The organism is Bacillus sp. DC4300-2b2, from assembly GCF_049895685.1.
GTDB lineage: Bacteria > Bacillota > Bacilli > Bacillales > Bacillaceae > Bacillus > Bacillus safensis.
The window spans coordinates 408,913-433,868 of the sequence record NZ_JAFCSW010000003.1; the positions used below are offsets into that span (position 1 = coordinate 408,913).

Sequence of the window (24,956 nt, forward strand, 5' to 3'; positions counted from 1 at the left end):
CCTCTATTCCCCCTCGTTATTTGGCTCTTTTATAAAATGGTGTTGCGACGATTTTGGCTTTTAGACGTTTTTTGCGAACTTGTACTTCCAGCTCTGCCCCAAGCTCCGCTTCTGAGGTTTCGATCAAAGCAAGCCCGACATTTTTCTTTAATGTTGGGGATTGAGTGCCCGTTGTGACAATCCCAACCTGCTTTTCTCCTGAAAAGACTGGATAATCTGTACGCGGAATGCCTTTATCAATCATTTCAATGCCGACAAGCTTTCGCTTCAGTCCCTCTTCTTTTTGTTTTTTTAGAGCTGCTTTTCCGATAAAATCAGCTTCTTTATCGGTTTTGACAGCAAAACCAATTCCGCCTTCTAATGGCGAAATATCCTTTGTCAGTTCCTGGCCATAAAGCGGAAGCCTTGCTTCAAATCTCAAGGTATCACGTGCACCAAGTCCGCACGGTATTAATCCTTTTGGCTGCCCTGCTTCTAATAAAGCTGACCAAAGGTGGACCGCATCTTCTGACTGGCAGTAGATTTCAAAGCCATCTTCCCCTGTGTAGCCTGTTCTGGAAACGAGCACTTCTTTATTTGCGACCTCAGCTTTTGATAAAAACGTAAATGGTTTAAGCGATGTCACCTCTTCATCCGCCACCTCTTTGATGATGTCAGCTGCAAGAGGTCCTTGAAGCGCTAGCAAGGCGATTTGATCAGACATATTTTTGATCAATACGTCATCCTTCTCTTGGTGCTTCAAAAGCCAATCCACGTCTTTATCGATATTTGATGCATTGATGACAAGTAAATAGTGGTTCTTTTCTTTTTGGTAGACGAGCAGGTCATCTACCGTTCCGCCATCTTCATAACACATGGCTGTATATAGTGCCTTACCGTCTGTCAGCTTAGACACATCATTGGTTAATAACCTTTGTAAAAAAGGAAGGGCATCTTGACCTTTGACGTCCACCTCACCCATGTGAGACACATCAAAAAGCCCTGCTTTTGTTCGAACAGCTTCATGTTCTTCTTTAATGGAAGAAAATTGGACAGGTAATTCCCAGCCCCCGAAGTCAATGGTTTTTGCGCCAAACGTTTCATACGCATGAAAAAGCGGTGTTCGTTTCAACATCAATCGTTTCCCCCTTTTTTTAGTGCAAATGCAAGCTGAATTTTCAGAAAAAAATCACAGCAAAAAAGGACAGAGCGCTCCCTTTTATCAAAAAGAAGTCTCTGTCCTTGCACCTGAAAGTTTACAGCACAACATCATTGTGCGTTTTCCCCTTTGGTGGTTTGCTAAAACGATCAGCAAACACTCTCCAGAGTTGCGTCCGGTAAGAGTACTTTTGCCTGAGAGATTCACTGAATCATACAGCTTGCTCCTTCGGCGCCTGCCAGTGCAAAATAACCGCCAAGTCTCTCCCCATACCATCATCCGCTCATATTTTTCACATTTATTGGACATACTATCAAAATGGGTGACTTATTTTCTAGATCACTTATCAACATCCTACCATTAGAAATGGATGGAGAGCAATAGAAAAATCATTAACATTTTTAAAATACCCTTTCGATATCGTTCGCTTTTATTCATATATCTAGTCTTTTAGAGACCTCTTAAAAAATGAAGCGTTTAAAAACAGAACAATTTATCAGACCCTACTAGAAAGGCAGGCGACCACATTGAATATTCAAACGATTTTTGATCAGGAATGGGCAAATGAATTTCAGCAGCGGCTTTCATCAGACGGCCCCTGGGCGAACTGGGATATGTATCGATTAGCGACGCAGGTTCAAAAAGTCACAGCCATTGATTCATTCGAGGGGCTGCAAGCTCCCGCGCACCTGCCTGCATTCACACCTTTACAGCACCAGCTCGAAGTAGCCAGAAGAGTCGTAGAAGAAATGAATGGGAAAGCCATTCTAGCAGATGAAGTGGGACTGGGAAAAACCGTAGAAGCAGGACTCATTATCAAAGAATACATGATTCGTGGACTTGCCAAAAAAATTCTTATTCTCGTCCCCGCCTCCCTTGTATCTCAGTGGGTACAGGAGTTGCGGACGAAATTTTATATTGATGCTGTTGAACAAAAAAAGAGCTATGTGTGGGAGCAGTGCGACGTTGTCGTTTCTTCCATTGACACAGCCAAAAGACAGCCGCATCGAGACACGATTTTATCGATTGCCTACGATATGGTCATTATCGATGAAGCACACAAACTGAAAAACAATAAAACGAAAAACTATGAATTTGTGAGAAACCTGAATAAGAAGTTCTGTCTGCTGCTGACAGCGACACCTATTCAAAACCGGATCGGGGAAATATTTAATCTCGTTTCCCTTCTGAAGCCGGGCCACCTAGGAAATGAACATCAATTTAAAGATATCTTTGCCAAAAAGGACTTGCAGCTTGAAGACCATGACCGATTAAAACAGCTCGTCAATAAAGTGATGATTCGAAACCGAAGACAAGACACAGGCATCGAGTGGACAAAACGGCATGTCAAAACGATTTCTATTGATTTTTCTCCGACAGAACAAGCATTGTATGATGAAATCTGCAAGCTGAAAGAGAATCCGTCTTATACAAAGCATATGTTTTCCATTATGACCTTGGAACGAGAATGCTGTTCAAGCCGTGAGGCAGTTTATATGACGATTAAAAAAATGCAGGAAGAAGAAAAGCATATTCTCGGCTCTTCTGCTATAGCGCAAATCATGGAGAAGATCAATCAAGTGGAGCAAAACTCAAAGGCGCTTGAAGTGGTCAAACTCATTCAACAGTTAAATGAAAAGGTTATTATTTTTACCGAATACCGCGCGACACAAATTTATTTACAATGGTTTCTACAGCAAAATGGCATTAGCTCCGTGCCATTTCGGGGCGGCTTTAAGCGGGGCAAAAAAGATTGGATGAAAGATTTATTTAGAGAACGGGCGCAAGTGTTAATTGCTACAGAAGCTGGCGGCGAAGGGATCAATCTTCAGTTTTGTAATCAAATCATCAACTACGACCTCCCGTGGAACCCGATGCGTTTAGAACAGAGAATCGGACGTATCCACCGCCTTGGCCAAGAACGAGATGTCCACATTTACAATATGGCAACGAACGGAACAGTTGAAGAGCATATTTTAAAGCTTTTATATGAAAAAATTCAGCTGTTCGAAAACGTCATAGGCGATTTAGATGATATTTTAACGAGAATTGATATTGAAGATGTCGAAACAGAGTTGCATCAAATTCTCTTCCAGCATGAATCCGATGGAGACATGAAAAAGAAATTAACCCAGTTTGCTTCTTACTTAACTGAAGCACAAACACCACTTTTAGAAAAGAGACAGCAGGGCTCATAAAGGAGAGTTGATCAATGGAGCAGCATGACATTCACACCTTTCTTCTCCGTTTTTTCAAGGCGAATCAATGCAGCATATTAGAAGAAAGTGCAGGACATATGACCGTACAGCTGACAATCGAAATGGATAAATTGATTATGAACCGTCCTTTTTATTGGCACTGGCTTGAAAAAACTGGCGGTGTACCTGAACCGAGGCAATTGACTTTCATCACAGATCAAAAAAAAGCGGGTGATACGGTCAGTGGTGAATTCATCCATTTCGGCTCCCCCCGGTTATTTCAAATATTTGAGGCGGTCAAACAACAGGGACGTTTTATCCGGCTCTATGAACGAGTCAGCCCGCTCACGAACAATCAGATCGCACTTGAGCCATGGCTTGGTCTCAATGTAAAAATTTCTTACCTTGCAGACCGGAAGAAGGATAAGCTTTTATCATTAGGACTTCATCTTATACGCGGAGAAGTCATTGAACAGTTTCAAGAAAAGCTGGAAGCTCGCGAGCTTTCTTCTCAAATTCCCGATTATTGTTTTACGATGAGTACAATGATTAAGCCAGAAAGCGGAATCAAACGGCTTTACAGCCTTATGGAGCGTTATGCCCATGAGGAACCGGACGACTGGGCAGTGCGGGCCGTTCAAAAGTGGAAGGAAGACTCCGAACTTTTAAACCAGTTTTATGAAGGGACTTCAGACACATCTGTAGAATATGAAATAGAAAGGCAAGCACTCAAAACTTTATACGAACCAAAAATCAGTCTTACGATTGAAAATGGCGGACTTTTTTACTTACAACAAAAAAGAGGAGGTTGACCCATAGTCCCCTCCCCTTTTATGTGACTTACAATTTTCGATCAGTCTAAAGCTAAGTTTGTCTGTTTGTATTGGGCGGAAACATGACGCAAGCAAACTATGAGGTCTTACCACCTATGTCTTTCCATTTCATGCGTTAAGTGCCTGAAATACATGATTCAGTATTTTAGGAGGGTATTTGTATGGAAAAGAAAACGAACAAATTAGACAGTGAATGGGTTCAATTATTACGTGAAGCTCGCAAGGCAGGACTAACAGTTGAAGAAGTCCGTCATTTCCTCAAATCAAATGAAAAGTCCTCTGAGTCTCCCCCTCTGGTAAGAAGTCATTCTATCAAACCTTTCTGAATGTGCTATAATATCGAAAGGAAGGTGATGACATTGATTGGCCAGCGTATTAAACAATACCGCAATGAAAAAGGCTACTCACTATCAGAACTGGCCGAAAAGGCTGGGGTAGCGAAGTCTTATTTAAGCTCAATAGAAAGAAACTTGCAAACAAACCCCTCCATTCAATTTCTTGAAAAAGTCTCCGCTGTTCTGGACGTCTCGGTTCATACACTTTTAAACGAAAAAGATGAAACCGAATACGATGGTCAATTAGATAGTGAATGGGAAAAACTAGTTCGAGATGCAATGACATCAGGGGTTTCGAAAAAGCAATTTCGTGAATTTTTAGATTATCAAATCTGGAGAAAAAAGCAAGAAGAGGAGTAAAGCGCACGTTTTAGCGCATACTCCTCCAATTGCTATGCAGATCTTGATATCAGCCTAAAGACTGGCTTTATTTTTTATCTTCGCTGTGTGCTTTTTCGTTTTCTTTCACGTAGCCTTTTTCATCCGTATGCTTTTTTGGATTGATCGTTAAACCATTCCACTGAGTCGCTTCGAAGGAAAGATCAATTTGAATCGCATCGCCTTGGTATTTATTTTGGATATAGTGACCAGCTTTATCCTTCGTCTGGTCATTGATAAATTCAATGGTCATTTCCACTTTATCGTAATCAAACGGATTCTTTGGAATGCCGTCATACTCTGGAGCCACTGTTCCATCAACAGTTGCTACATTAATTTTCCCACTTTCATGTAAAAACTTCTCATCGACGGCATGACGAAGCTTTTCAAATGCGGTCTGATCCTGTTTTGACGTTAATTGATGCAAGTCAAGCAGGTTTGCATGGTCTAAAATAATGTTTTTCGGATAACCATTTCCACCTTCGGCTCCAACCGTCAGAACACTCACCTGAAACTGGCTGAGAAATTCTTCAGCTGTATTTTTACCGCCATTCTTCGCGGAAGATCCATCTGTAAACTGGCTATAATCAAGACTCATCAGCACTTGGTTTATCGCTAGTGATCCCTTATTATCAAAATGAAATTCTTTCTTGATCCGATCACCAGGTTTTAAGTTGGAAAGATTGATGGCGCCGGAGTTCTCTTTAGCAGATAAATCCAGCTCTCCTGTCGAGTAGACCGCATTTGCCTTTTCAAAATCATTAAACGCCGCCCATGTTCCCCCGCCGATTAATGCAAGACCTAAAGCCCCTGATAATACACCTAAACGAATTGATTTCTTCATTGCCATGAATAATAAACCCCCTAATATTTTGTTTTATTGAAACCTAATTAGGTTACAAACGATTTAAGCTTGTTTCTCTGACATATGTACATCAGCCGTGTGTCTACGGTGTTTCGCTGCGCCCACAAAATGAATGGTTGAATAAACAAGCAGCATGACACCTGGTATAATAAGGAGCAAAGCAGTTCCAGCTGATGTCCCTGCATACGAAAGAAGCTTGCCTGCATAAGGAATGTTCACTCCCATATACTGCGCAGTCACCTGATCCGCTTTTACCAGCGTGCCGTCCTGATACATATTATTGTCACCCTTCGTCTCAAACGCTTTATTTGCATCCTTTCCCTTCACCCCAACAATTCGGTGGGTCACAAAGGACTGATCCTGCTTTGTTTGAAACGTAATAATATCTCCTTTTTTGAGCGTCTCAGGTGAGGCGACCTGCTTTACAACAATCAGTGACCCAGCTGAAAATTCTGGTTCCATCGAACCTGATAATACTTGCTTCAATTGATAACCGAAAATCTGAGGTTCTCCTCCTGTTGTTCTTGATGACAACACGACAATAATTGAGGCTATCATCACCGTGAACACCACCACATAAAGAATACTCCCAGACATCTTCATCCATTTTTTCATGACCCCTTCTCCCCTTCGCCTATCATTTTTTCACTTTAAAAGACAGCTCCATCTAGGACGCCTTTTCTTGACACTTTGAGAGCACCATCTGTTTAGACCAAAAGTACGCCTGATCAGATGCGCCAAATCCTTTAGGATAAAAGATTTTAAATGCATAGATTCCATTTGTTTTTGCTTTATCTGTCGTGACAGTCGCTGTTTCTTGCGACAATAGGGACTTTATGGAGCCCTTTTCAAGAATATGACCATCTTGTAATGGTTCTTGGCCATTTCCCACTTTATGTAGTTCCCAGTTCCATTCAGAGTACGCAATAGGCTGTCCACTATTTTTTAGTGTCATGCTCAGCTTTTGAGGTGCGCAGACTGTTCCTTCGATCATCGTTTGATCGACAAGCTCCAATTGACTTTGATCCCATTTTTTAGGCTGACAATGCTGATCTGTCTGTTCAAAGTTTTCACATGTTTTCATGACAAAATTTTTGTGCTCGACATCGTTAAAAGAGGCATTCGTTGGTGTCATGAGGTAAGACGTCAACATCAAACAAATGGCACAAAAAAGGACAAAGAGCGACTGTTTCATTAATCCCTTCAACTCCTTGAACGGTTGTTCTTTAAAAAGAACGATTATATACAGTATAAGGAAATACCTATAAAACCCAAAACGTCAAATTAGTTCATTTTGTTCTTAAACAAGAACCATTGCGAGAAAATTCTTCCATTTTCTCATTCTTTCGCCATATTCAATATTTTTTTGTGTGACATTTGTACTTCTTAAAACTTACATAAAAATGTAGGATTTGGTCAGGATATGAAGAGATGAGGTGATGTTAAGTGAAATATGGAAAAATCATAATCATGCTCAGTTTACTGCTGAGTCCTATGATGCTAGACGTCAAACCTGTTGATGCGAGAGATTTGACTGCTGCAGCAGATCAATGGGAAACGCGAGCAGTCAAAGAAGCCAAAAAAAGATACCCGCTAACGCAAGTCTTATTTAAACAAAAAGTATGGGACCGCCACCGTGATAAGGAATCTGTAAAACAGTATCATATTACGTTAAAAGACCATACAAAGGAATTTGGGGTGTTTGTCACCATTTCCTATAATCCTTACTCAAACAAGGTGAATAAAGTGATTGTTGTGGAGGAATACAACTAAAATGGCATAAAAAAAACCGCCTGCTGGCGGCTTTTTACTTTCGTCGATGTCGCTTACGTTTTTTAAGCATCATGGAGAAACCAAACGGTAGAACCCCGAATAATCGCTGTGAAAACGGCGGTTTTGTTTCCATTTTTTCTTGTTTGTGTTCCTTCCGTTCGTCTCGTGGCGTATTCATATATTTAATGATTTCCTGCGTCATATATTTTACATAGTCATTTGTTTTCAAGCAAATTCACCTCTTCTTCCTTCAAGTGTTACCAGAAAGAGGATGATTTTATACACTGGCTAATCAGGGTTTGCCCATCTCATGATTTCACCGGTCTTCCAATCCAGCATCAGCTCCCGCTCATCGGATAGGCCATCCTTTGTTTTCACCCTCACCAAAACGAGGACACGTTTATTCTTTTGATCGCATTTCATCTGCTTCAGTATCACATGGCCTTCTTCAGTATCAATAAGAACCTTCTGCTTTTCACAAATGCGTTTTACTGAGCTGGCAGCTTCACTCACACCCACCCTAAAAAGCTGCTGTTTTTTATAAAAAGAAATCGTGAGCTCTGCACTTCTCAGCTCTTTTTGAAAGCCCATCGTTATCGCTCCTAGGATCAAGAGAAAAAATAGAATCACAGCAAGCACATGCGGATAGATAAACCCTTCCTCTCTTTTCACGATGCAGGAACCACCCCTTTATATGTGAAAAAAACGGCTTCATGAACCTTACCAGATCCATCTGTGACTTTCAGGATGGCTCTATGCTGACTCGTTCTCACATGAAATTGTTTTACCTTGTGCAATAAAGGAAGATGTCCAGCTTGATCCGTTCGTTTTCGAAGCATATCTTGATATGGCTCAATCGTTACCACTCGCCCTTGATCAGATACATACTCTAACACTTTACCTCCTTGTACCGATCGAACTGCCGTTGCACGGCTTAATTCCTCATCTAATTGCAGGACAGTCTGTTTCCACTCCATTTGTGAAAATCGGTTAATTTCTTCAAAAGGAAGGGCTTTCTCAGCTGTTGAAAAGATCAGTACACAGCCAAAAGAGAGGAACAAAAATAGCTGCAATTGCCACAAAGCCTGGACAAGGGTAAAACCTTGTTCACCGTTCCGCAACCTGGTGAAAGCATATCGTCTGCTTTTCTTGCAATTTGTATGATACACATCCCTTCTCTTTACTCCAATTGAATACATATGTGTTGTCGCCTCGCTTCTTTTTGACAGAAGATTTTTTACCTTCTATGAACGCTTCATTCATCTGTTCATGCAAGATTTGGTAAGCATCAAGTTTGGCTCTTACTTCCTTTTTCCCCATCATGATTTTTTCATAGGCCGGCATAATCACAAGGGCTGCAAATAGGAAGATATGACAAGCAAACAGCGTTTCAATCGTACTAAACCCTCTATTGCTTTTGAACATGGATTCGCCCGCTTCCTAAATAAATCGTGAGTTTATACGTTTGACTGCCAAATTCGACAATGAGAGATCCACCGCTGCTTGGATGTCCGTTTTCATTAAAATAGATACCTTGCGAGAATGTAGAAGTCTTGATGCTGCCCTTTTTATGCTGATAAGAAGCAATGACTTCGTTACTCTTTTGATCTATTACCTGATAAGATACATGCGGCGGTTGGATCTCAACATGCACACGTGTTTTTTTGATAAATGCAGTATATGATGCCAATTGAAGATCTTGTTTCATGATATTCACTTGTCTTTTGGCTTCAGCGCTTACTATTAAATTTGGGATTTTCATTCCTATGATCGACAATAGAATCGATAGAACTAATAAGATCATTAGCTGCTCTATGAGGGTAAAACCCTTCTCATGTAAAAGTAATTTATTCATGCTTCACGTTGCCGTTTTGAATGACAATCGCTTTTCCATTAGGACAGGTTAATCCCTTTTTAACATAACCTTCTTTTTCTAACTCAGCTAAAGATGGCGTCTTCCCATCATGCTCCAATTCATATGCCATCACTTGTGTGCTGATCATTGATTTGAGCCCTTCACAGCCCTTTGCTTGAATTGCTTGGTGATGACGTGTGATATTCGGTATGGTAATGAGTAAAAGAATGGATATCACGAGCATGACAATTAACATTTCTAACAGGGTAAACCCTTTATCATTCATGTCTTTGTCCTCCTTCTTACACTTGCTCCATTAGTTGATACATTGGTAAAAGAATAGATAAATACACGATGAATATAAGAAGTGCCGTCACACCATAGATCACCGGCTGCAGCCAAGACATCCATTTTTCAATTTTCAGCTCTGCATTCTCTAATAGAAATTGGCTGTAAGTGTACATTTCTCTTGCAAGCATCCCGCTTGCTTCACCATGTTTGATGATGGCTGCAAAATGTTTTTCGAAAAAAGGACTCTCACTTACTTGATGTGCCATGCTTTCTCCTTTTCTTAACTCATCCATCATTTGTTCACCTATTTCTTGAAGAAAAGGTAAGTAGCTTTGCTGTTTAAAAGCTTGCAAACCCTCGTACATCGATAATCCAGCCTGAAGCAGTCCGCTTAGCTGAAGAGAAAAAAGGTACGTATGCATCAGCTGCATCCCTTTATATAAAAAAGGCAGCTTACTCATCACCCTCAATTTCTCAAGGGTCGACTTTTTCCTAAAAAACAAAGCATAATAGCCGGTAAGACAAATACACATACAACTGATGATGAGCAGAAAAGCATGAAGGAATTGAAACATTCCAAACATTCCTTGAATCAGCCAAGACATGCGGGTATCCATCGATGAGTACAAAACAGAAAATTGAGGAATGATCATTTGCTGAACGAGTATCAGCACGACCAAAACCGTGAAGATGAGGAAAAGCGGGTAACGTGACATGCGTTTAAACGTGTCTAACTGCTTGACTTTTTTCTCTAAAAAACGGGCGCTTTGTTCTAAAGCACGGGCTAGACTGCCATGCTTCTCAGAAAAACATAGTATGGCGATGACTTCCCGCTGAAAATGGAGTCGCTCGAGCACTACATAAAAAGGCTCGCCTTCGTGCAGCCACTGAATACCTAGTTTTAATTGCTGCCGCTGTTGTTTTGATAACTGAATATTCACCATCACTAATGCCTCAATCAATGTATATCCAGCCTGAATTAATTGAGCCAGTTTTGATAGGCATTCAGCTTGGTCCTTTTTAGACCATACTTTAGAGGCTCGCTTCTTCATAAACCCAGCGATGGTAAGTGTTTTTTGGTAGATAGCCAAGTGCCACTCCTTTACGAATTAATCTTTGCAGTGTTTCATATGACGAGTGAGCATATTCTCCTTTAGCCTCCTTGATACACTCACCAAGCTCTTTTCCGAACAGCAGTTCAAATACATTTGTTCGTCTGATTGATCGATTTAATTTACAGTAAAGCTGACATGTTTCTCCGCAAAAAGGACAGGTGAGCTCGATTAATCGCTGGGCAGCAATCGCAACCATCGTTTGCTCAAGTTCATTCATCGTGACACCAAATTCAAGCATACGATAAAGGGCTCCTTTTGCATTTTTTGCATGGAGCGTACTCAATACTAAATGGCCTGTCAGTGCTGCTCTAATCGCCGTTCTGGCCGTTTCAGCATCTCTTATTTCTCCTAGCACAATCATATCTGGATCATGTCTTAAAATAGCGCGTAATCCAGCGGCATATGTGATGCCGGCTTTTTCATTTACTTGAACCTGTAACACTTCTTCATTTCTTGTTTCCACAGGATCTTCAAGTGTAATAATATTTCGGTTGAAATTCTTTTTTGCAAACTGGATCAGTGAATAGAGGGTTGTTGTTTTCCCCGAATTGGTTGGACCGGTAAATAAAATGAGCCCATGCGAATGCTTCAAAAATGACAATAACCTGGCTGAAGCTTTCGGAAATAGTGACAGATGTTTTATTTTCGGAACATGATCCTGCGGCAATATTCTAATCACTAAACTCTCATCATTTACAGTTGGTAAGGTAGACATTCGAATAAACACCTGGCCGCTTCTTAGCATCACAGCTAATGACCCATTTTGCGGTCTCCGTTTTTCTCCGATATCCATGGATGATAAAAATTTAAAATGAGCAATGAGCCGCTCACCGGTTTTTTTATCAATGGTTCGCTGCTGGATTAAATCTGAGTCTACGCGGAAAGATACCAACGCTTCCTTTTCTTTTGGGACAATGTGCACATCAGATGCTCTCATGCGGCATGCTTCTTCTAGCAGCTCTTGCCTTAAATATTCAATTCCATACAAGTGGATCACTCCTTTCATTGATCACATTGTAGAATGGAGGAATCTGAATGACAAAAGAGCATTTTATGATTTTCATGGCTAATAAAGCATGAAAACCATCAACTCAAGATACATCACATCATTTTTTAGAAAAGAGCATATAAAAAAACCTGACTTTTACAAGTGCAGGTTTCTTCGTCATGATGTGGCTTCTTGCTGCTGCTCTTCAAAAATGCGAAATCCTCTTTTTTCTAAAGCTTTTGCAAGGCTGTGTTCTGTATTTACTTTTGAGAAATCAATGCCGAGTTTCACTACAGTTTGAGCGATCTCTGGGCGAATGCCTGATATAATCGTCTCAATTCCTAATAGCTTCGCACTATCGACCACTTTAAACAGCTGATAAGCAACCATCGTATCAACAACGGGAACGCCAGATATATCAATAAATAAGTGCGTTAGGCGCAGTCTTGAAGCCTGTTCTAGCACGGATTCCAAAATGATTTTAGCCCGGTACGTATCGATTTCTCCGATCAATGGCAAAATCCCGATTTCCTTTGATACCGGAATAACAGGGGCACTCAGTTCTTGAATCATCTCTCTTTGTGCATTCAGCTGACTGAGTGTCACGCGGTCATACTCTTCTGATAAACGCTCAATCATATCATCAAATGTGGCGTGAAAGTGCTGATTCCACTGACACACATCTTGCAGCGTCACTTCAAGCTCTGTTTCTTGGGTGAATGTCTCAATTCTCGAACAGAAAATGTGGCGGAAAATCTTAAATTGTCCAATGATCTCATATAACGGCACCTCGTGCACTGCTCGATCACGAGCAATATCAACAGACCACTTTTTCAAATGGTTTTCTACTTTGTCTGACAGTGTCACAAGTGTTGCTGCAATGGTTTGAATAAACGCTGTGTTCTGTTCCTTCAGCTTCTTTTCCGTTTCCTCTGAAGCATGTTTAGAATATAATGAGCCTTCTTCTGTTCTTGTCTTTAGCCATTCTTCGGTCATGACAGGGGCTTCTTTTAGGATAAATTCGTATAATTGCTTTGATTTTTCATTTCTCATTTATTTCTTTCGCTCCTTTTGCACTTAAAACTCGTGACATACAATTTTTATGTATAAATGACCGTAGATGGTGAACAATATCATTACACGTTTGATATTGGGCTATAGCCAAGTGGTAAGGCAATGGACTTTGACTCCGTGATCGTTGGTTCGAACCCAGCTAGCCCAGTTCAGCACAAAAACGAAGACGGCTGAAGCATGTTTCAGCTGATCTTCGTTTTTTATTAGGAAACTGATTGATGAATCGCTTTCTTTTTAGATATTTTCATAAGTTCTCCTGGATTATAACCAACTACTAATTTATTTCCATCAATGATGATTGGTCTTCGAAGCAGTTTTGGTTTTTCAATGAGAAGCTGCAAAACCTCGTTTACTTTTAAGTCATTAATATTTAAATTTAAGCTTTTAAAAGCTTGACTTCTTGTGGCTAAAATTTCATCCATTCCTTCTGTTGTTAAAGAAAGAATCTTTTTTAATTCATCTAGAGTTGGCGTTTCTCTGAAAAGGTGACGCTCTTTAAAATCAATTTGATTCGCCTTTAACCAATGTTTTGTTTTGCGGCAAGACGTGCAGCTCGGGTATGAATAAAAAGTAATGTCACTCATTAGTCTTCCTCCTTAGGTCGTTAACCTTTTCTCTTATGGAGTAAGTACCCTCATGTTTTTCAGCATAAACACATTTTCATCATTTTTTCAAAAAAATTTTTTCTACATTCAAAATAAATTGTTCACACGTTGTCAAAAATGTAAATGTTTACATAACAAGTGGTGATCAGCTATAATATGAATCAAAGGGGTTTTTTAAGGGGAGGGAAAGAAATGAATCGCATGTTCCGCGTGCTTGGCTTTTGGACGGGTATTTTTGCTGTCATGTTCTATTTAGGACATATGAAAGATGCATCGCTGCTGTTCTTCGGTCAAACCGTTCTTTTTGTATTTTTATCCTACTTGAATTTATCCGAAAGAATGTATATTTACATTTTCGGAGCGTACTTGACGATTTTCTTTGCCGGATTTACATATTATTCGATTTTCATCATGGTTCCCGGTACCGGACATTAATTGAAAAAAGCATCTCTTCTAAAGAGATGCTTTTTTCATGCCTGCGTTTAAAGAGAAAAACCATTAATAAACGGATTTTGCTCCTGCTCCGTCAGCACAGTGGTTTCCCCGCCATGCCCGCTTAATACAAGAGTTGATTCTGGCAATGACAATAATTTATGATGGATTGATTGAAGCAGCACTTCCTGACTGCCGCCTACTAAATCTGTTCTCCCGATGCCGCCTTCAAATAGCGTGTCACCAGAAATAACAAAGCCCTCTTCCGCCGAATAGTAAGACACACTGCCAGGTGAATGCCCGGGTGTATGGAACATTTCTAATGTAAACGACCCAATTTGAAGCGTTCCTTCTGACGTAATCAATTTTTCAGCTTCTTTGACCGTAATTCCATTTCCAATCAATCGAGCTGAACCATTTAATTCAGCGTTCGTGAGCCATTCTTTTTCATTTTCGTGTACATACAGCGGCACTCCCCACTCTTCGCGCACCTCATCTGCCGCACCAATATGATCAAAATGAGCATGTGTCAATAAGACAGCAAGCGGTGTGAGCTGTTTTTCTTTTACATAGGAAATCAGCTTTTGCGCTTCACCGCCTGGATCAAAAATTAAGCATTCTCCCTGCTCGTTTTTCCAAATATATGCGTTTGCTTGTACATAGCCTAGTGGCATTCTTCTCCAATTCATTTTCATCACCTACTTTATTCATTCTTTTTTATTATGAAGGCTATTCAATAAAAATTCAAACAATCGTCAACTGGAATCTACTCGACAAGCTTTATGAAAACGGTTAAAATGAAAAGAAAGGAAATCAAGGGGATTGATGACAAAGGGGGACTTTCACATGATGCTCGTCATTATTTTTGGTCTAGTCACGATTTTAGCTGCGCTCGGTATCTATCGCTCACTAAAAAAAGTGAACGTACTTGCCATCGCTTTTGCTGGCGCTACATTTTTGGTTTTTGGATGGTTCACTGTCATGACCATCATCTATAGCGGTTATCCAACTGCACATTAAAAGCCTGCTTATAGCAGGCTTCAGATTGTTGACAAAGGGCTAAAATGATCTTGATTTTAGCCCTTTGTCTTCTTTTCAGCGTGATAGAGAACCTTTGCAATCTAGGAAGAACGAGCACCGGAGCGCAGACCTGACACCGAATGCGAGGGTTTGTCTACACGCTGAAAGCCTGCTTATAGCAGGCTTTTTTTATTGATTTAAATGCTTATTCACGCTTTCTATTTTGCTTGTAAGCGTTGTGGTTTGATCCCGCCTGTCATCGATGCGAATATTGGTCGCTACTCGGTGCAACCCCTTTTCAAAAGGGGCTTCATGAATGCGCTGAATGACCTCAAATAAAATGGATAATTCGCCTTCAATTAACGTATTCATCGGTGTTAATTGATATTTGATTTTCCCTTCTTGTTGAAAGCCTTCTAAAATTCTTTGTACATCTGCTACGTAAGCACTGACACTTGGTGTTTCAGTGCCTATCGGAATGATGGTGACGTCTGCTATAGCCATCGTTTTTCCCCTTTCAATCAAATTCTCATGTTTTCTCGTCCTCATTGTAACCTATCTTCAATCAATCATGCCATGCTCACGTTGCGTTTACGGCAGGTTTGTCTCGTTCTATCGTCAAATCCGCCCTCTCTACCTTTCCGATCTTTGTAAACAAAAGCAGGCATATACCTGAAACAGCTTCAATGATGCCGCCAGCCGCAATGACATACCCAGACCCAAACAGTGTTGCCATATAACCGCCAATGAGGGCGCCTAACGGAATCATCAAGAAGGAAATCATGTTGATAATCGCATACACTTGCGGCTGATCCTCTGCCTTTACTGACAATTGAATCATCGTATGTTCGGGTACGTTAACTGCACTAATGGCTGCTCCTAAAGCAAAAGCTGATATAAACACAAGTGGTAACAATGCGTTCATACCTGTGATAAAGAAAGCGATTCCATCAACAATCCCAGCACCTATAAACAGCAATCCATACCGATTCACTTTTATTTTTGTCAAAACAAACCCCATCAAAAATGCGCCTAGTGCGGTTGTGACTTTGATGAATGAATAGACGACCGGTCCACTATGTAAATCTTCAGTTAAATAAATAACAGACAATGCTTCCCATGGTGCCGCAGCAAAGTTTGAACAGACACAAAAAATGGCTAATGGAAACAAAATATGATGGCTTCTAACAAGTGAAAAACCTCGAATTAATCTTTTGCCATAAGATAATCCTTTTTTAGCTTTATCGATGATAGCTTCTGTTTGATATGAAATCATGAACACTAAAAAAGCGGACAAAAGATAGAGAGGAATGATCACAAGCATTGTATAGCCTACGCCTACAAATGCAATCATGACACCACAAATCGTTACCGTCACAAGTCTTACGACATGACTTGCTGATTGGATGGTTGCATTCGCCTTTTGTATGAGGTCCTCATGGACAAGCTTTGGAATAATCGATACAGATGCCGGTTCGTAGGAGCCTCCTGTCGCCGAATGAAGCAGCATGCAGCCAATGATGAGGACTAATGGTGTGAAACCATAAAAGTAACTAACCACGATCACAAGGATAATCGCTCCTCGTGTTAAATCAGCAAAGCACATCCAAAATTTCAATTGATGCGGCTTCATCATGGGCGTAATAAATGGTCCAACAATCGCTTGAGGGACAAAGCTGACCGCAATAAAAAAAGCTGTCCCTATTGCTCCTTTCCCTCCTAGTACCAAAAGCCACAAGATGGTGTTGAAAGATAAACTATCAGCTGTAATTTTGCACATTTTAGAAACAAATAGATAAGTAAAATTTCTTTTCCACAGGCTTTGAGCACTCAATAATCGACATCTCCCTAAATCATATCCTTTTTTTCACACCCATATCTTTCACAATAGCTTACAAGAAAGCCTTCGTCAATTACTTCAACATTGTTTTTATTGACCATAAGCAATTGATTGTTGCTCCAATATGAAAAAGCACCAGACAGGTGCTTTTAACACTTACACGCTTCCCACAAAAGCCGCTTTGTTTTTTCATAAATTGAATTAAATTGATCCATGGAAAGAGGATTTTTCCCTAGACCAAGCTCAACTGTATAGCCCTCATTATGAAATTGATAAATAAACCAATCGCGATAGCCTGCATAGCTGTCGAGATATTGGATCGGTTTGTAACCGCTCACTTGTTCGAATCGTTTGACCATTTCTTTTGAGATGGCTGGCTCATGGCCAAGAAAACCCCAATAAATCTCTTCTCCTTGTGTATGAAGGGCAATCAGCCGGTCAAATCGTTTTCGCAACGCAAGATTTGCCATCGCTTTCGCTTCTGGTTCTGTCAATGGCTCGCGCCCAGGATAATCCCGGTAGGACGGTGCCTTCGACTGATAACGATAGTACTCGATCTCCCAATAAGCAGGGAATTGATTGTTTAAATCCACCCCTCGAATATTTGCTTTCCATTCCCGGTAATCGGAATATCCACCGTTTAGCAGTGTGAATTCTTCACGATGAAGACCTAGTGACTCCGGTCCATTACGAACCAAATCCACTCCATCTGGATTGACCATTGGCACGATGGATAAAGCGGTGGTCTGCAGAATATGAACCGCTTCATAATGTCTTGCCTGCACCGGGTCAGACGCTGCTAAGCAAAGCGATTTCAACCATTTTAATAAAACAGACGTTGTGATCCATTCATTTGCATGAAATGAGGCATTGAGATGAATAGAATGTAAATGCTGAACAGGCTCTGTTCGGATTTCATAAATAGGTGTATCAAGCACTGAATGGCCAATAACGCTGATATGAAGAAAAGGAAATATGGCTTTCAAGCGGCTCAGCTCTTTTTCTAATTGAGCGCTATCATATTCAAATGTTCCATTGATCCAATCATCGGATTGCTGCAGTCTATAAGGCGCAATAAATCTCTGCACATCACCGATGGAATCAAATACATGGACTCCTTCTGGAAGTCTATATCCCGGTAAAAGAAGGTCATCAGTGCTTGTTTGATTAGATAAATGAAAAGCAGCTTTGCCAATACCTAGCTGCTTTGCCACAGCATCCCTCTCCGCTTCATCCAGCTGCCATTCAATTTTTCCAAACGACGTTGTCTTCATTTACATCCCTCCTCTCATACTATATGAACCGTCAGGCAAAAAAAGAAAACCTCTGCTTCTAAAAATAGCAGAGGTTTTTTCATCTATTAGGACGCCTTTTTCAGCTCCGTTTCACCTTCTTTTTTGGATGGTGAATGGTCCGGGCTGTTTCGATCATAAAATCTAAGGAGATCTCCATAGATGATTTGATCAGAGAATTGAAGCTCCTGCTTCGCCTTCTCTTCATAAGACTGACACACATTTTTATCATCTGCTGGCTCGCCTGTCTCTTTATTGTAGCAAACACCATCTGTAAAAATGCTGTCCTTCGTAATAAAGCTTCCATCACGGAGTACTGTAAAGTCATTCGTATCTTTCGATAAAAGGTCATGACCAAATTGAATTTGTTTACTTGTATCAATGCCTAGAAGATTGAGTACAGTTGGACGGATATCGACCTGACCGCCTACCGTATCAATTTCTTTTGGATGTTGATCCGTTACCCCTGGAATGTGTACAACAAACGGGACTTTTTGAAGCTGTACTTCTTCAAATGGCGTAATCTCTTTATTTAAGAATTGTCCCATGGCTTCGTTATGGTTTTCAGAAATTCCGTAGTGATCCCCATATAAAACAAAAATGGAGTTATCGTATAACCCAGCTTCCTTCATCTTTTTAAAGAAAAGCTTAAGGGCTTCATCTTGATAACGCACTGTAGGGAAGTACTTGTTCAGCGTTTTACTCTTTGAATCATATTCATCAATGAGCTTATCTTCTTCATCTAAATCAAAAGGGAAATGGTTCGTTAATGTAATCAATCTCGTATAGAAAGGCTGCGGGATCGATTTCATTAATTCAGCGGACTGCTCAAAGAACGGACCATCTTTCAGTCCCCAGCCAACTGAGTTTTCTTCATTCACATCAAATGATTTAATATCAAAGAACTTATCGTAGCCAAAGCTATCGTAGATAAGGTCACGGTTCCAGAAGCTTTTGTTATTCGCATGAATAACAGAAGAGTGGTAGCCCTCATCCTTTAACAGCTCAGGTGTCGCTGTAAACTCATTACTTGGATTTGTGAAGAACACAGCCCCTCTTCCAAGTGGATAAAGAGAATTATCTACAATAAACTCTGAGTCAGATGTTTTCCCTTGACCTGTTTGGTGATAAAAATTAGTAAAGTTATAGCTTTTCTTGATCAATTTGTTTAAAAACGGAGTAATTTCTTTCCCGTTTAATTTTTCATTGATCACGAAACTTTGTGTAGACTCAAGTGATACAAGAATGACATTTCGTCCTTTTGCTTGACCAAATGTCTTTTCATTACGGTCTGTTTGATTTGCGCTTACATAGTTTTCAATTTCAGTTAAGCTATTGCTGTCAGCAAGGGCTCGTTGAGCAGACTGCTTCGATTGCAATACCCCATCATAAATATGGAAGTTATATAAGCTGATATTTTTCACCAGCATCTCACGGTCAAATGAGCGAGTAAGCAGTTCTGGTCTTTCTGTTTCAGCTAAACCAAGGTTAAAGAAAAATGTAGCTGCCACAAATAAGTAATATGCTGCTCGTTCTTTTCGTGAAACTGTGACATCTGTTCTAAAGGAAGGCTGTTTTTTATAGAGCCAAATTAAAATGATGATATCAACAAACATCAGTAAATCGACTGGTTCAATTAAAGAGGTAATACTTGACCCGAGGTCACCCATATTGTTTGTTTGAAATAGGACGGGGATGGTTAGAAAGTCACTATAGAATCGATAAAACACAATGTTGGCTAACAAAATGAATGTCAGGATAAAGCTTGTCACGATGATATATCGATTTCGATTTTTCTCTTTGAAAAATAAACCGATACCGAAGATAAACAAGAGAAAGCTAAGCGGATTAATAAACAGGATAAACTCCTGCATGAAATTTTCAATTTTAATATTGAAGCTAGATTTATAGATAACATAGGTTTTGACCCACATCAGCAATGTCGCAATCAGTAAAAATGAAATCGCCTTTAATCTTTTCTTTCGCATTGTAACCTCCTTATGCTAAGCGCGCACCTAGGCTCTAGATACACCCTAATTATTGGTGCTTCTAGAAAAATAACTAAAGTATATCTTATCCTGTATATGATGGAAAATCAATGTCTTTTTCCTCATGACAAACTTATGAATATGCTAAACATCCAATTTCATGCCTATCTATCGCTTTTTTTAATAAAAATGACATCATTATGACTTTTTTGTTCAAGACAGCCATTTGGTTTTTGCCATCCATGCACCGCCGATGACACCCGCATCGTTTCCGAGAGATGCAATCACCACTTCAACATCGTCTGCGCAAGGCGGGAACGCATGTTGTTTCACAACGCGTTCTACTTTACTGCGAAGAAGCTCACCTGCTTTTGAAACACCCCCGCCAATCACAATTTTTGTTGGGTTTAGAGCACTGGCAAGATTCGCAAGGACAAGTCCAAGATGTGTCGTCACTTCTTCTACGACACGCATTGCAAGATCATCTCCGTTTTCTGCCGCTTCAAATACATTCTTTGCTGATAGCGAAGCGAGCGTGCCAAGTGAAGATGTATGCTGCTCGGTTTCTAATTTATCCTTTGCAATCCGGACGATGCCAGTTGCAGATGCGATCGTTTCAATACAGCCTGTTCTTCCGCAGTTACACTGTGCTCCTTGAAATGGAACGGCACAAATATGGCCAATTTCTCCGCCAGCTCCTGTCTCCCCTTGAACAACTTCACCGTTGACGATGATGCCGCCGCCAACCCCCGTTCCAAGTGTGACCATCAGGATATTTTTTGCGCCATCTCCTGCACCCTTCCACATTTCACCGAGTGCAGCAATATTCGCATCATTTTCAATGACAGATGGAAGTCCTGTCTCTGCCTCTAGGTGATCTTTCAACGGATAGTTTGTCCAGCCCAGATTCGTTGTTTTATAGACGATTCCAGATACTTTATCTACAGGTCCAGGTGCACCCATTCCGATCCCAATAAGTGCTGATTTTGGCATACTGATCTCAACCAGTTTATGGTCAATTGATTTGGCAATATCGACTGTGATCGTCTGCCCGGATTTATCCGTAGGAATCTCCCACTTATGCTGAATTTCACCATATAAATTAATGAACGCAAGCTTAATTGTCGTACCGCCAAGATCAATACCTACAAACCAATCCCCTGTCATATGCCCTCCACCTTCACATTGTTTTTCGATTTAATTTGGCTAGCTCCATTTGAAGAATCGTCATTGCGTTTGACCATTCAGTCCGGTCAATAATGCCCGATGTATACATTTCCTTCAATTCGTCTGCCATAAATTCTAATTCTACTTCACGATCTCCGAAATACACATAATTTCCAAATCTCATGAGCAGCTGCTGTACATCATATAACGTTTTCATTGTTTCCACCATTTCTTCTCATCAACAGATAGGATAAGCGTATTCATAAATGCGCTTTCAGTCAAGTCATTCAACGTGTTTGACTATTTTCGATATATTGTTTCAGCTTTAAAAATTGATCATTTTGAGGATCCTGTTTTAATGCTATCTCTAATAGTTCTTCTGCTTTCGTTGTCTCTCCTTTTTCTACGAATAACAACGATAAATGATACAGTTTATTTGGTTCATCTGGATCTTTTTCAAGCGACTTTTGTAAAAATTGAATGGCCTTATCAAGGCGGCCCTGCTGCGCTTCCGATAGTGCATAAATATGAAGTGCCTCAGCTGATGCATCTTTTTCGTGTACATATTCCTCTAGTCGTTCACTTGCTTCGCTATACTTTTTCTCATCAAATAAACTCGCTGCCTCACTTGTTGCCGCTGCTTCCTTTTGATTATCAGAATGAAACCCTGTATACAATCCAAAACCGCCAATCAAGAGCAAAGCAGCAGTTGCAAGAAGCATTTTGACAGGCTGCGTCTGTTTAGGCAGACGGACAGCTAATGCAGTGAAAAAACCGCCAACCAGGCCGCCAAGATGCCCTGCGTTATCAATACCTGATACAGTGAAGCCTATTCCTAGGTTAATGAGAATAATGACAATAATATTTGTCCCCATCGTCCGAAAGAAAAGCTTTCGGTTTGAGATAGCTAAATATAACAGTGCCCCTAAACAGCCAAAAATCGCGCCTGATGCACCGGCTGCAATTGCCGTATTAAACACAAAGCTCGCTATGGAGCCAAAAATGCCGGAAATCAAATAGATGAGCAAAAATCTTCCTGACCCATAAATTCTCTCAACAGCCGCTCCAACGGACCAAAGAGCAAAAGTATTAAAGAGTAAGTGCGTCAAGCCAATATGTAAAAACATTGGTGTTATCAGGCGCCACCATTCACCCTCTAAAATCAGCACATTATTTTTAGCACCAAATGCTGTTAAAGTTGCCGTATTGGTACTTCCACCAGACAGCTCAAGTAAAAGAAACATCACCACTTGGACAGCGATCAGCAAGTAGGTAAAAATGGGTCTGCCATTTTGAAACACGGCCCGTTCCCGTTCACGCTGTTTTTCCTGATCATCAAATGCCTGGAGCACGTTCCTTTTAAGCTGCATTGCATCCTCAGCTGTGTCTCTCTTCGCTTCTTCTACATCAACTGCAAGAGATGTATTCAGCCATTTTTGCAGTTCATTTACATCGTTTAGAAGCGTGTCTGCATTGAGTAACACAGGAGTAACTGTCACCTTATTCTCTTTCTGCGGCTGACCGTTTAAGTCTTCCCAATCATCTACTGGGACATCAGTTGTAAATTGCAGCTGCAAGAGATGAAGCGATCGTTTACGCATAGCTTCTCTCAGCTGATTGATCCGGTATGTTTGCTCCTCGATATCTCGAACGATCTCCTGTCTGAAATTCACATCTTTTCTATACAGACGGATGAGATCATAGCCTGAGTTTCGTGGTGCTTCAAAAAATATTTCATCTTCTGGGTACGGACTTTGAATCATCTCGTATCCTTTTTGTCTTAGTTCAACAACAACTCGCCAAAATAGACTATCTATGACATTCATACATTCGCGCTCCATTTTTTACATTATTATAGCAAGAATCGTTCTGATCCGCATTTCAAAACAAAAAAATCCCGGCATTTGCGGGATTAGAATGCTTGGCGAATAAATTTCGTCCGAAAATATGGGATTTTCATCAGCCATTTAATCAAAAAGTGACGTACTTGATTTTGGCCTAAAATCAAATTCATGAGCCGATAACGATTTTGCACGAGAACGAATGCAAACAGTGTGAACACAATGCTCCAAATCATTTTATTCATCATATTCCCTCCTATGTTCGTATCGTGGCTTAAATAGGATTTGTTTATGCATGAACCAACATTTTTATCGCTTAAAAGCAGGCCTTCACAATCTAATCCCTTGTTCTTTTGATTGAATATAATAAACCTCTCCCTCTGATTGATCATAAGAAACGTCAAATTGATGAAGGTCGATTAAATCCTTGAAAGTATGAGGCAGCTTACAATTCCGCTCTAACCCCTCCACCTTGTGCGGGAAGTAACTGTCGTATGGATTGGGTGTATGAACATATACAGCATCTAAACCAGGGTCATTTTCGTGAATACAAATCCAAGTTTGGTATGGCTTTTCAAAGCCTTCAAGCTGTTTTAGCAGCCTATGATATAAAGCGATATGAGCTTTAATATGCTCTCTTCTTATTTTTAAGCTATTTTCCCCGACTCCAAAACAAGGTGCGTATGCGAAAAAGAGAACCACGAATCGTGGTCGAGCGTTAATTGATGAGTATTCACTTCCTCCCACATATTACGGAAGTATCTTTTCTTTCCACGAAATTTTTTCAAAACATATCCCCCCGTCAGCTAAAATGCTTTTTAATGAAGAATGTTGATCGCTATCTTTCATGTGACTTTTGATCACAAACAAGACCTTCGCTCAACACAAAAAGCCCGTTCATACGTATAAGCAGCGGACTTTATTTTGAATATATGGTACCTTTCTCACTGACCATGATTGAGACCGGGATGTCGTGCGTTTCAGCCGGAATATGCTCGGTTTGCTGTACTGTCAAGCAAAGGGCAAGCGTTTCGCCGTGATAGTCAGCTAAGTAGCGGTCATAATAGCCGCCTCCATATCCGATACGGTAGCCTTGTCGATCAAAGCACACCCCAGGCACAATGATCAAATCGATTGATTTTTTAGATGCAGCGGCCGACGCCATAGGGTCGGGCTCCAATAGCCCAAAGTAGCGGGATATCATTTTCGTTTCCGGTGTATATTCATAAAACGTCATCTCTTTTGTTTCCGGAAAACAGGTGGGTACACATACTGTTTTTCCCTCCTGCCAGGCTTTTTCAATGAGAGGCATTGTCGGTACCTCTTTTCCTCTAGACATGGTGAGTGCAATCGTATTTGCTTCTTTCCATGCTGACAGCTGAAACAAGTGCTCATGAAGTAAAGCGGTGCTTCGCTCGAATTCCTCAGCACTCATCTGATCCAGATTGGCTAATGTTTGAAGGCGAAGTTCCTTTTTCACACAGATCATCTCCCATCATAAAAAAACAGCAGGAAAATTCCCTGCTGCTTACTTTGTTTCACGATGTAAAGTTTGTTTTTTATCACGTGAGCAATACTTTTTGAATTCAACGCGATCTGGATTGTTTCGCTTATTCTTTTTAGTAATATAGTTACGCTCACCGCATTCAGTGCAAGCTAGAGTAATATTTACGCGCATGTTTTTCCCTCCAAACTAAAATCAATTCACATTCAGACCTAACTATAATACCACTTCTAGCTTAGGAATGCTAGAATGTTTTTTCACCAATTTCAATTTCAGTGCAATCTGTCTGCGTTCTGATCTATATCGCACGGTCATTTCATGAAAAATGGCCTACTCCCCTATAAAACGTCAATCTTTGTCGTACTGTATACATGAGAAACCCTCTTTTATTTTGACAGCGAGCAAGATTTTCATACTCGTTTTT

Annotated in this window: 33 protein-coding genes, 1 tRNA gene and 2 riboswitches; of the genes, 8 read left to right on the forward strand and 26 right to left on the reverse strand. The window is 40.5% G+C overall.

Annotation, left to right across the window (positions count from 1 at the left end; genetic code table 11):
• Positions 1-16: 16 nt before the first annotated feature.
• Positions 17-1,114: a glycine cleavage system aminomethyltransferase GcvT gene (gcvT, locus tag ACP69X_RS12045; protein WP_269103282.1), complete on the reverse strand. Its 1,098-nt coding sequence runs from the start codon at positions 1,112-1,114 to the stop codon at positions 17-19.
• Between the two features lie 99 nt (positions 1,115-1,213).
• A riboswitch (glycine riboswitch) is annotated at positions 1,214-1,307 on the reverse strand.
• Between the two features lie 3 nt (positions 1,308-1,310).
• Positions 1,311-1,417: riboswitch (glycine riboswitch) on the reverse strand.
• A gap of 248 nt (positions 1,418-1,665) precedes the next feature.
• On the opposite strand from gcvT, the gene ACP69X_RS12050 reads away from it, so the two are divergent.
• From ACP69X_RS12050 to sinR, 4 genes are all read left to right on the forward strand, one after another.
• Entirely contained in the window at positions 1,666-3,336 is a 1,671-nt protein-coding gene (locus tag ACP69X_RS12050; protein WP_041086161.1) for a DEAD/DEAH box helicase, read from the forward strand.
• 14 nt (positions 3,337-3,350) lie between these two features.
• Entirely contained in the window at positions 3,351-4,148 is a 798-nt protein-coding gene (locus ACP69X_RS12055; RefSeq protein WP_039179926.1) for a YqhG family protein, read from the forward strand.
• Between the two features lie 182 nt (positions 4,149-4,330).
• Positions 4,331-4,495: an anti-repressor SinI family protein gene (locus ACP69X_RS12060; protein ID WP_073206269.1), complete on the forward strand. Its 165-nt coding sequence runs from the start codon at positions 4,331-4,333 to the stop codon at positions 4,493-4,495.
• Between the two features lie 33 nt (positions 4,496-4,528).
• Positions 4,529-4,864, forward strand: coding sequence for a transcriptional regulator SinR (sinR, locus tag ACP69X_RS12065; protein ID WP_024422969.1), 336 nt, complete (start codon positions 4,529-4,531; stop codon positions 4,862-4,864).
• A 67-nt stretch (positions 4,865-4,931) separates the two neighbouring features.
• Here sinR and tasA read toward each other — a convergent pair whose 3' ends face one another.
• The 3 genes from tasA to tapA are packed head-to-tail and all read right to left on the reverse strand — an operon-like array spanning position 4,932 to position 6,942.
• Positions 4,932-5,732 (reverse strand): biofilm matrix protein TasA, encoded by an 801-nt coding sequence (gene tasA / locus ACP69X_RS12070; protein ID WP_039179929.1) that lies wholly within the window; start codon positions 5,730-5,732, stop codon positions 4,932-4,934.
• A gap of 57 nt (positions 5,733-5,789) precedes the next feature.
• On the reverse strand, positions 5,790-6,362 hold the full coding sequence (gene sipW / locus ACP69X_RS12075; protein WP_426052703.1) for a signal peptidase I SipW: 573 nt from the start codon (positions 6,360-6,362) through the stop codon (positions 5,790-5,792).
• A 52-nt stretch (positions 6,363-6,414) separates the two neighbouring features.
• On the reverse strand, positions 6,415-6,942 hold the full coding sequence (tapA, locus tag ACP69X_RS12080; RefSeq protein ID WP_075611636.1) for an amyloid fiber anchoring/assembly protein TapA: 528 nt from the start codon (positions 6,940-6,942) through the stop codon (positions 6,415-6,417).
• A 299-nt stretch (positions 6,943-7,241) separates the two neighbouring features.
• On the opposite strand from tapA, the gene ACP69X_RS12085 reads away from it, so the two are divergent.
• Positions 7,242-7,520: a DUF3889 domain-containing protein gene (locus ACP69X_RS12085; RefSeq protein ID WP_241768915.1), complete on the forward strand. Its 279-nt coding sequence runs from the start codon at positions 7,242-7,244 to the stop codon at positions 7,518-7,520.
• Between the two features lie 34 nt (positions 7,521-7,554).
• Here ACP69X_RS12085 and ACP69X_RS12090 read toward each other — a convergent pair whose 3' ends face one another.
• The 9 genes from ACP69X_RS12090 to ACP69X_RS12130 all read right to left on the reverse strand — a co-directional run bounded on the left by ACP69X_RS12090 (position 7,555) and on the right by ACP69X_RS12130 (position 12,822).
• Entirely contained in the window at positions 7,555-7,749 is a 195-nt protein-coding gene (locus ACP69X_RS12090; RefSeq protein ID WP_041086171.1) for a YqzE family protein, read from the reverse strand.
• A 59-nt stretch (positions 7,750-7,808) separates the two neighbouring features.
• Positions 7,809-8,192: a competence type IV pilus minor pilin ComGG gene (locus ACP69X_RS12095; RefSeq protein WP_269103281.1), complete on the reverse strand. Its 384-nt coding sequence runs from the start codon at positions 8,190-8,192 to the stop codon at positions 7,809-7,811.
• Positions 8,189-8,719 carry a competence type IV pilus minor pilin ComGF gene (gene comGF, locus ACP69X_RS12100; protein WP_426052704.1) on the reverse strand — a complete coding sequence of 177 codons (531 nt, stop codon included), beginning with the start codon at positions 8,717-8,719 and terminating at the stop codon, positions 8,189-8,191. Before comGF ends, ACP69X_RS12095 begins: the two co-directional genes overlap by 4 nt.
• Entirely contained in the window at positions 8,628-8,945 is a 318-nt protein-coding gene (gene comGE / locus ACP69X_RS12105) for a competence type IV pilus minor pilin ComGE (RefSeq protein WP_144491413.1), read from the reverse strand. Before comGE ends, comGF begins: the two co-directional genes overlap by 92 nt.
• Positions 8,929-9,375, reverse strand: coding sequence for a competence type IV pilus minor pilin ComGD (comGD, locus tag ACP69X_RS12110; protein WP_058839084.1), 447 nt, complete (start codon positions 9,373-9,375; stop codon positions 8,929-8,931). Before comGD ends, comGE begins: the two co-directional genes overlap by 17 nt.
• Positions 9,368-9,661 carry a competence type IV pilus major pilin ComGC gene (comGC, locus tag ACP69X_RS12115; RefSeq protein ID WP_064497599.1) on the reverse strand — a complete coding sequence of 98 codons (294 nt, stop codon included), beginning with the start codon at positions 9,659-9,661 and terminating at the stop codon, positions 9,368-9,370. Before comGC ends, comGD begins: the two co-directional genes overlap by 8 nt.
• Before the next feature lie 16 nt (positions 9,662-9,677).
• Positions 9,678-10,757, reverse strand: a complete 1,080-nt coding sequence (comGB, locus tag ACP69X_RS12120) for a competence type IV pilus assembly protein ComGB (protein ID WP_426052705.1) — start codon at positions 10,755-10,757, stop codon at positions 9,678-9,680.
• On the reverse strand, positions 10,699-11,769 hold the full coding sequence (comGA, locus tag ACP69X_RS12125; RefSeq protein ID WP_411264269.1) for a competence type IV pilus ATPase ComGA: 1,071 nt from the start codon (positions 11,767-11,769) through the stop codon (positions 10,699-10,701). The genes comGB and comGA overlap by 59 nt, the downstream gene beginning before the upstream one ends.
• Positions 11,770-11,946: 177 nt before the next feature.
• Positions 11,947-12,822, reverse strand: coding sequence for an STAS domain-containing protein (locus ACP69X_RS12130; protein WP_047202296.1), 876 nt, complete (start codon positions 12,820-12,822; stop codon positions 11,947-11,949).
• A 98-nt stretch (positions 12,823-12,920) separates the two neighbouring features.
• Between ACP69X_RS12130 and ACP69X_RS12135 the strand changes: the two genes are divergently transcribed.
• Positions 12,921-12,991, forward strand: a tRNA-Gln gene (locus tag ACP69X_RS12135).
• Between the two features lie 55 nt (positions 12,992-13,046).
• Here the strand turns inward: ACP69X_RS12135 and ACP69X_RS12140 are convergent.
• Positions 13,047-13,427, reverse strand: a complete 381-nt coding sequence (locus tag ACP69X_RS12140) for a Spx/MgsR family RNA polymerase-binding regulatory protein (protein WP_007501232.1) — start codon at positions 13,425-13,427, stop codon at positions 13,047-13,049.
• A 213-nt stretch (positions 13,428-13,640) separates the two neighbouring features.
• Between ACP69X_RS12140 and ACP69X_RS12145 the strand changes: the two genes are divergently transcribed.
• Positions 13,641-13,883 carry a DUF2626 domain-containing protein gene (locus ACP69X_RS12145; RefSeq protein ID WP_003217440.1) on the forward strand — a complete coding sequence of 81 codons (243 nt, stop codon included), beginning with the start codon at positions 13,641-13,643 and terminating at the stop codon, positions 13,881-13,883.
• A gap of 47 nt (positions 13,884-13,930) precedes the next feature.
• On the opposite strand, the gene ACP69X_RS12150 is transcribed toward ACP69X_RS12145, so the two are convergent.
• Complete coding sequence (locus ACP69X_RS12150; protein ID WP_034280195.1) at positions 13,931-14,569, reverse strand: MBL fold metallo-hydrolase; 639 nt, start codon at positions 14,567-14,569, stop codon at positions 13,931-13,933.
• A 157-nt stretch (positions 14,570-14,726) separates the two neighbouring features.
• On the opposite strand from ACP69X_RS12150, the gene ACP69X_RS12155 reads away from it, so the two are divergent.
• On the forward strand, positions 14,727-14,900 hold the full coding sequence (locus tag ACP69X_RS12155) for a DUF2759 domain-containing protein (RefSeq protein WP_003217333.1): 174 nt from the start codon (positions 14,727-14,729) through the stop codon (positions 14,898-14,900).
• 189 nt (positions 14,901-15,089) lie between these two features.
• Here the strand turns inward: ACP69X_RS12155 and ACP69X_RS12160 are convergent, their stop codons facing one another.
• From ACP69X_RS12160 to rpmG, 11 genes are all read right to left on the reverse strand, one after another.
• Positions 15,090-15,404 carry an MTH1187 family thiamine-binding protein gene (locus ACP69X_RS12160; protein WP_426052706.1) on the reverse strand — a complete coding sequence of 105 codons (315 nt, stop codon included), beginning with the start codon at positions 15,402-15,404 and terminating at the stop codon, positions 15,090-15,092.
• Between the two features lie 76 nt (positions 15,405-15,480).
• Positions 15,481-16,734 carry an MFS transporter gene (locus ACP69X_RS12165; RefSeq protein ID WP_426052707.1) on the reverse strand — a complete coding sequence of 418 codons (1,254 nt, stop codon included), beginning with the start codon at positions 16,732-16,734 and terminating at the stop codon, positions 15,481-15,483.
• Between the two features lie 155 nt (positions 16,735-16,889).
• Positions 16,890-18,014: a M14 family metallopeptidase gene (locus ACP69X_RS12170; protein WP_426052708.1), complete on the reverse strand. Its 1,125-nt coding sequence runs from the start codon at positions 18,012-18,014 to the stop codon at positions 16,890-16,892.
• Between the two features lie 86 nt (positions 18,015-18,100).
• Entirely contained in the window at positions 18,101-20,020 is a 1,920-nt protein-coding gene (locus ACP69X_RS12175) for an LTA synthase family protein (RefSeq protein WP_064497603.1), read from the reverse strand.
• Between the two features lie 213 nt (positions 20,021-20,233).
• On the reverse strand, positions 20,234-21,187 hold the full coding sequence (locus ACP69X_RS12180) for an ROK family glucokinase (protein WP_338527452.1): 954 nt from the start codon (positions 21,185-21,187) through the stop codon (positions 20,234-20,236).
• 13 nt (positions 21,188-21,200) lie between these two features.
• Positions 21,201-21,404 carry a YqgQ family protein gene (locus ACP69X_RS12185; protein WP_008342322.1) on the reverse strand — a complete coding sequence of 68 codons (204 nt, stop codon included), beginning with the start codon at positions 21,402-21,404 and terminating at the stop codon, positions 21,201-21,203.
• Between the two features lie 70 nt (positions 21,405-21,474).
• Positions 21,475-23,013 (reverse strand): rhomboid family intramembrane serine protease, encoded by a 1,539-nt coding sequence (locus tag ACP69X_RS12190; RefSeq protein WP_426052709.1) that lies wholly within the window; start codon positions 23,011-23,013, stop codon positions 21,475-21,477.
• A gap of 86 nt (positions 23,014-23,099) precedes the next feature.
• Positions 23,100-23,273, reverse strand: coding sequence for a hypothetical protein (locus ACP69X_RS12195; RefSeq protein ID WP_162473402.1), 174 nt, complete (start codon positions 23,271-23,273; stop codon positions 23,100-23,102).
• Between the two features lie 85 nt (positions 23,274-23,358).
• The gene (locus ACP69X_RS12200) at positions 23,359-23,775 is read right to left on the reverse strand and encodes a hypothetical protein (protein ID WP_241768905.1); all 417 of its coding nucleotides are present in this window, start codon (positions 23,773-23,775) and stop codon (positions 23,359-23,361) included.
• Positions 23,776-23,947: 172 nt separating this feature from the next.
• Complete coding sequence (locus tag ACP69X_RS12205; protein ID WP_404461425.1) at positions 23,948-24,508, reverse strand: 5-formyltetrahydrofolate cyclo-ligase; 561 nt, start codon at positions 24,506-24,508, stop codon at positions 23,948-23,950.
• 48 nt (positions 24,509-24,556) lie between these two features.
• A complete protein-coding gene (gene rpmG / locus ACP69X_RS12210; RefSeq protein WP_008360061.1) occupies positions 24,557-24,706 on the reverse strand; it encodes a 50S ribosomal protein L33 in 150 nt (49 codons plus the stop codon).
• Between the last annotated feature and the right edge of the window lie 250 nt (positions 24,707-24,956).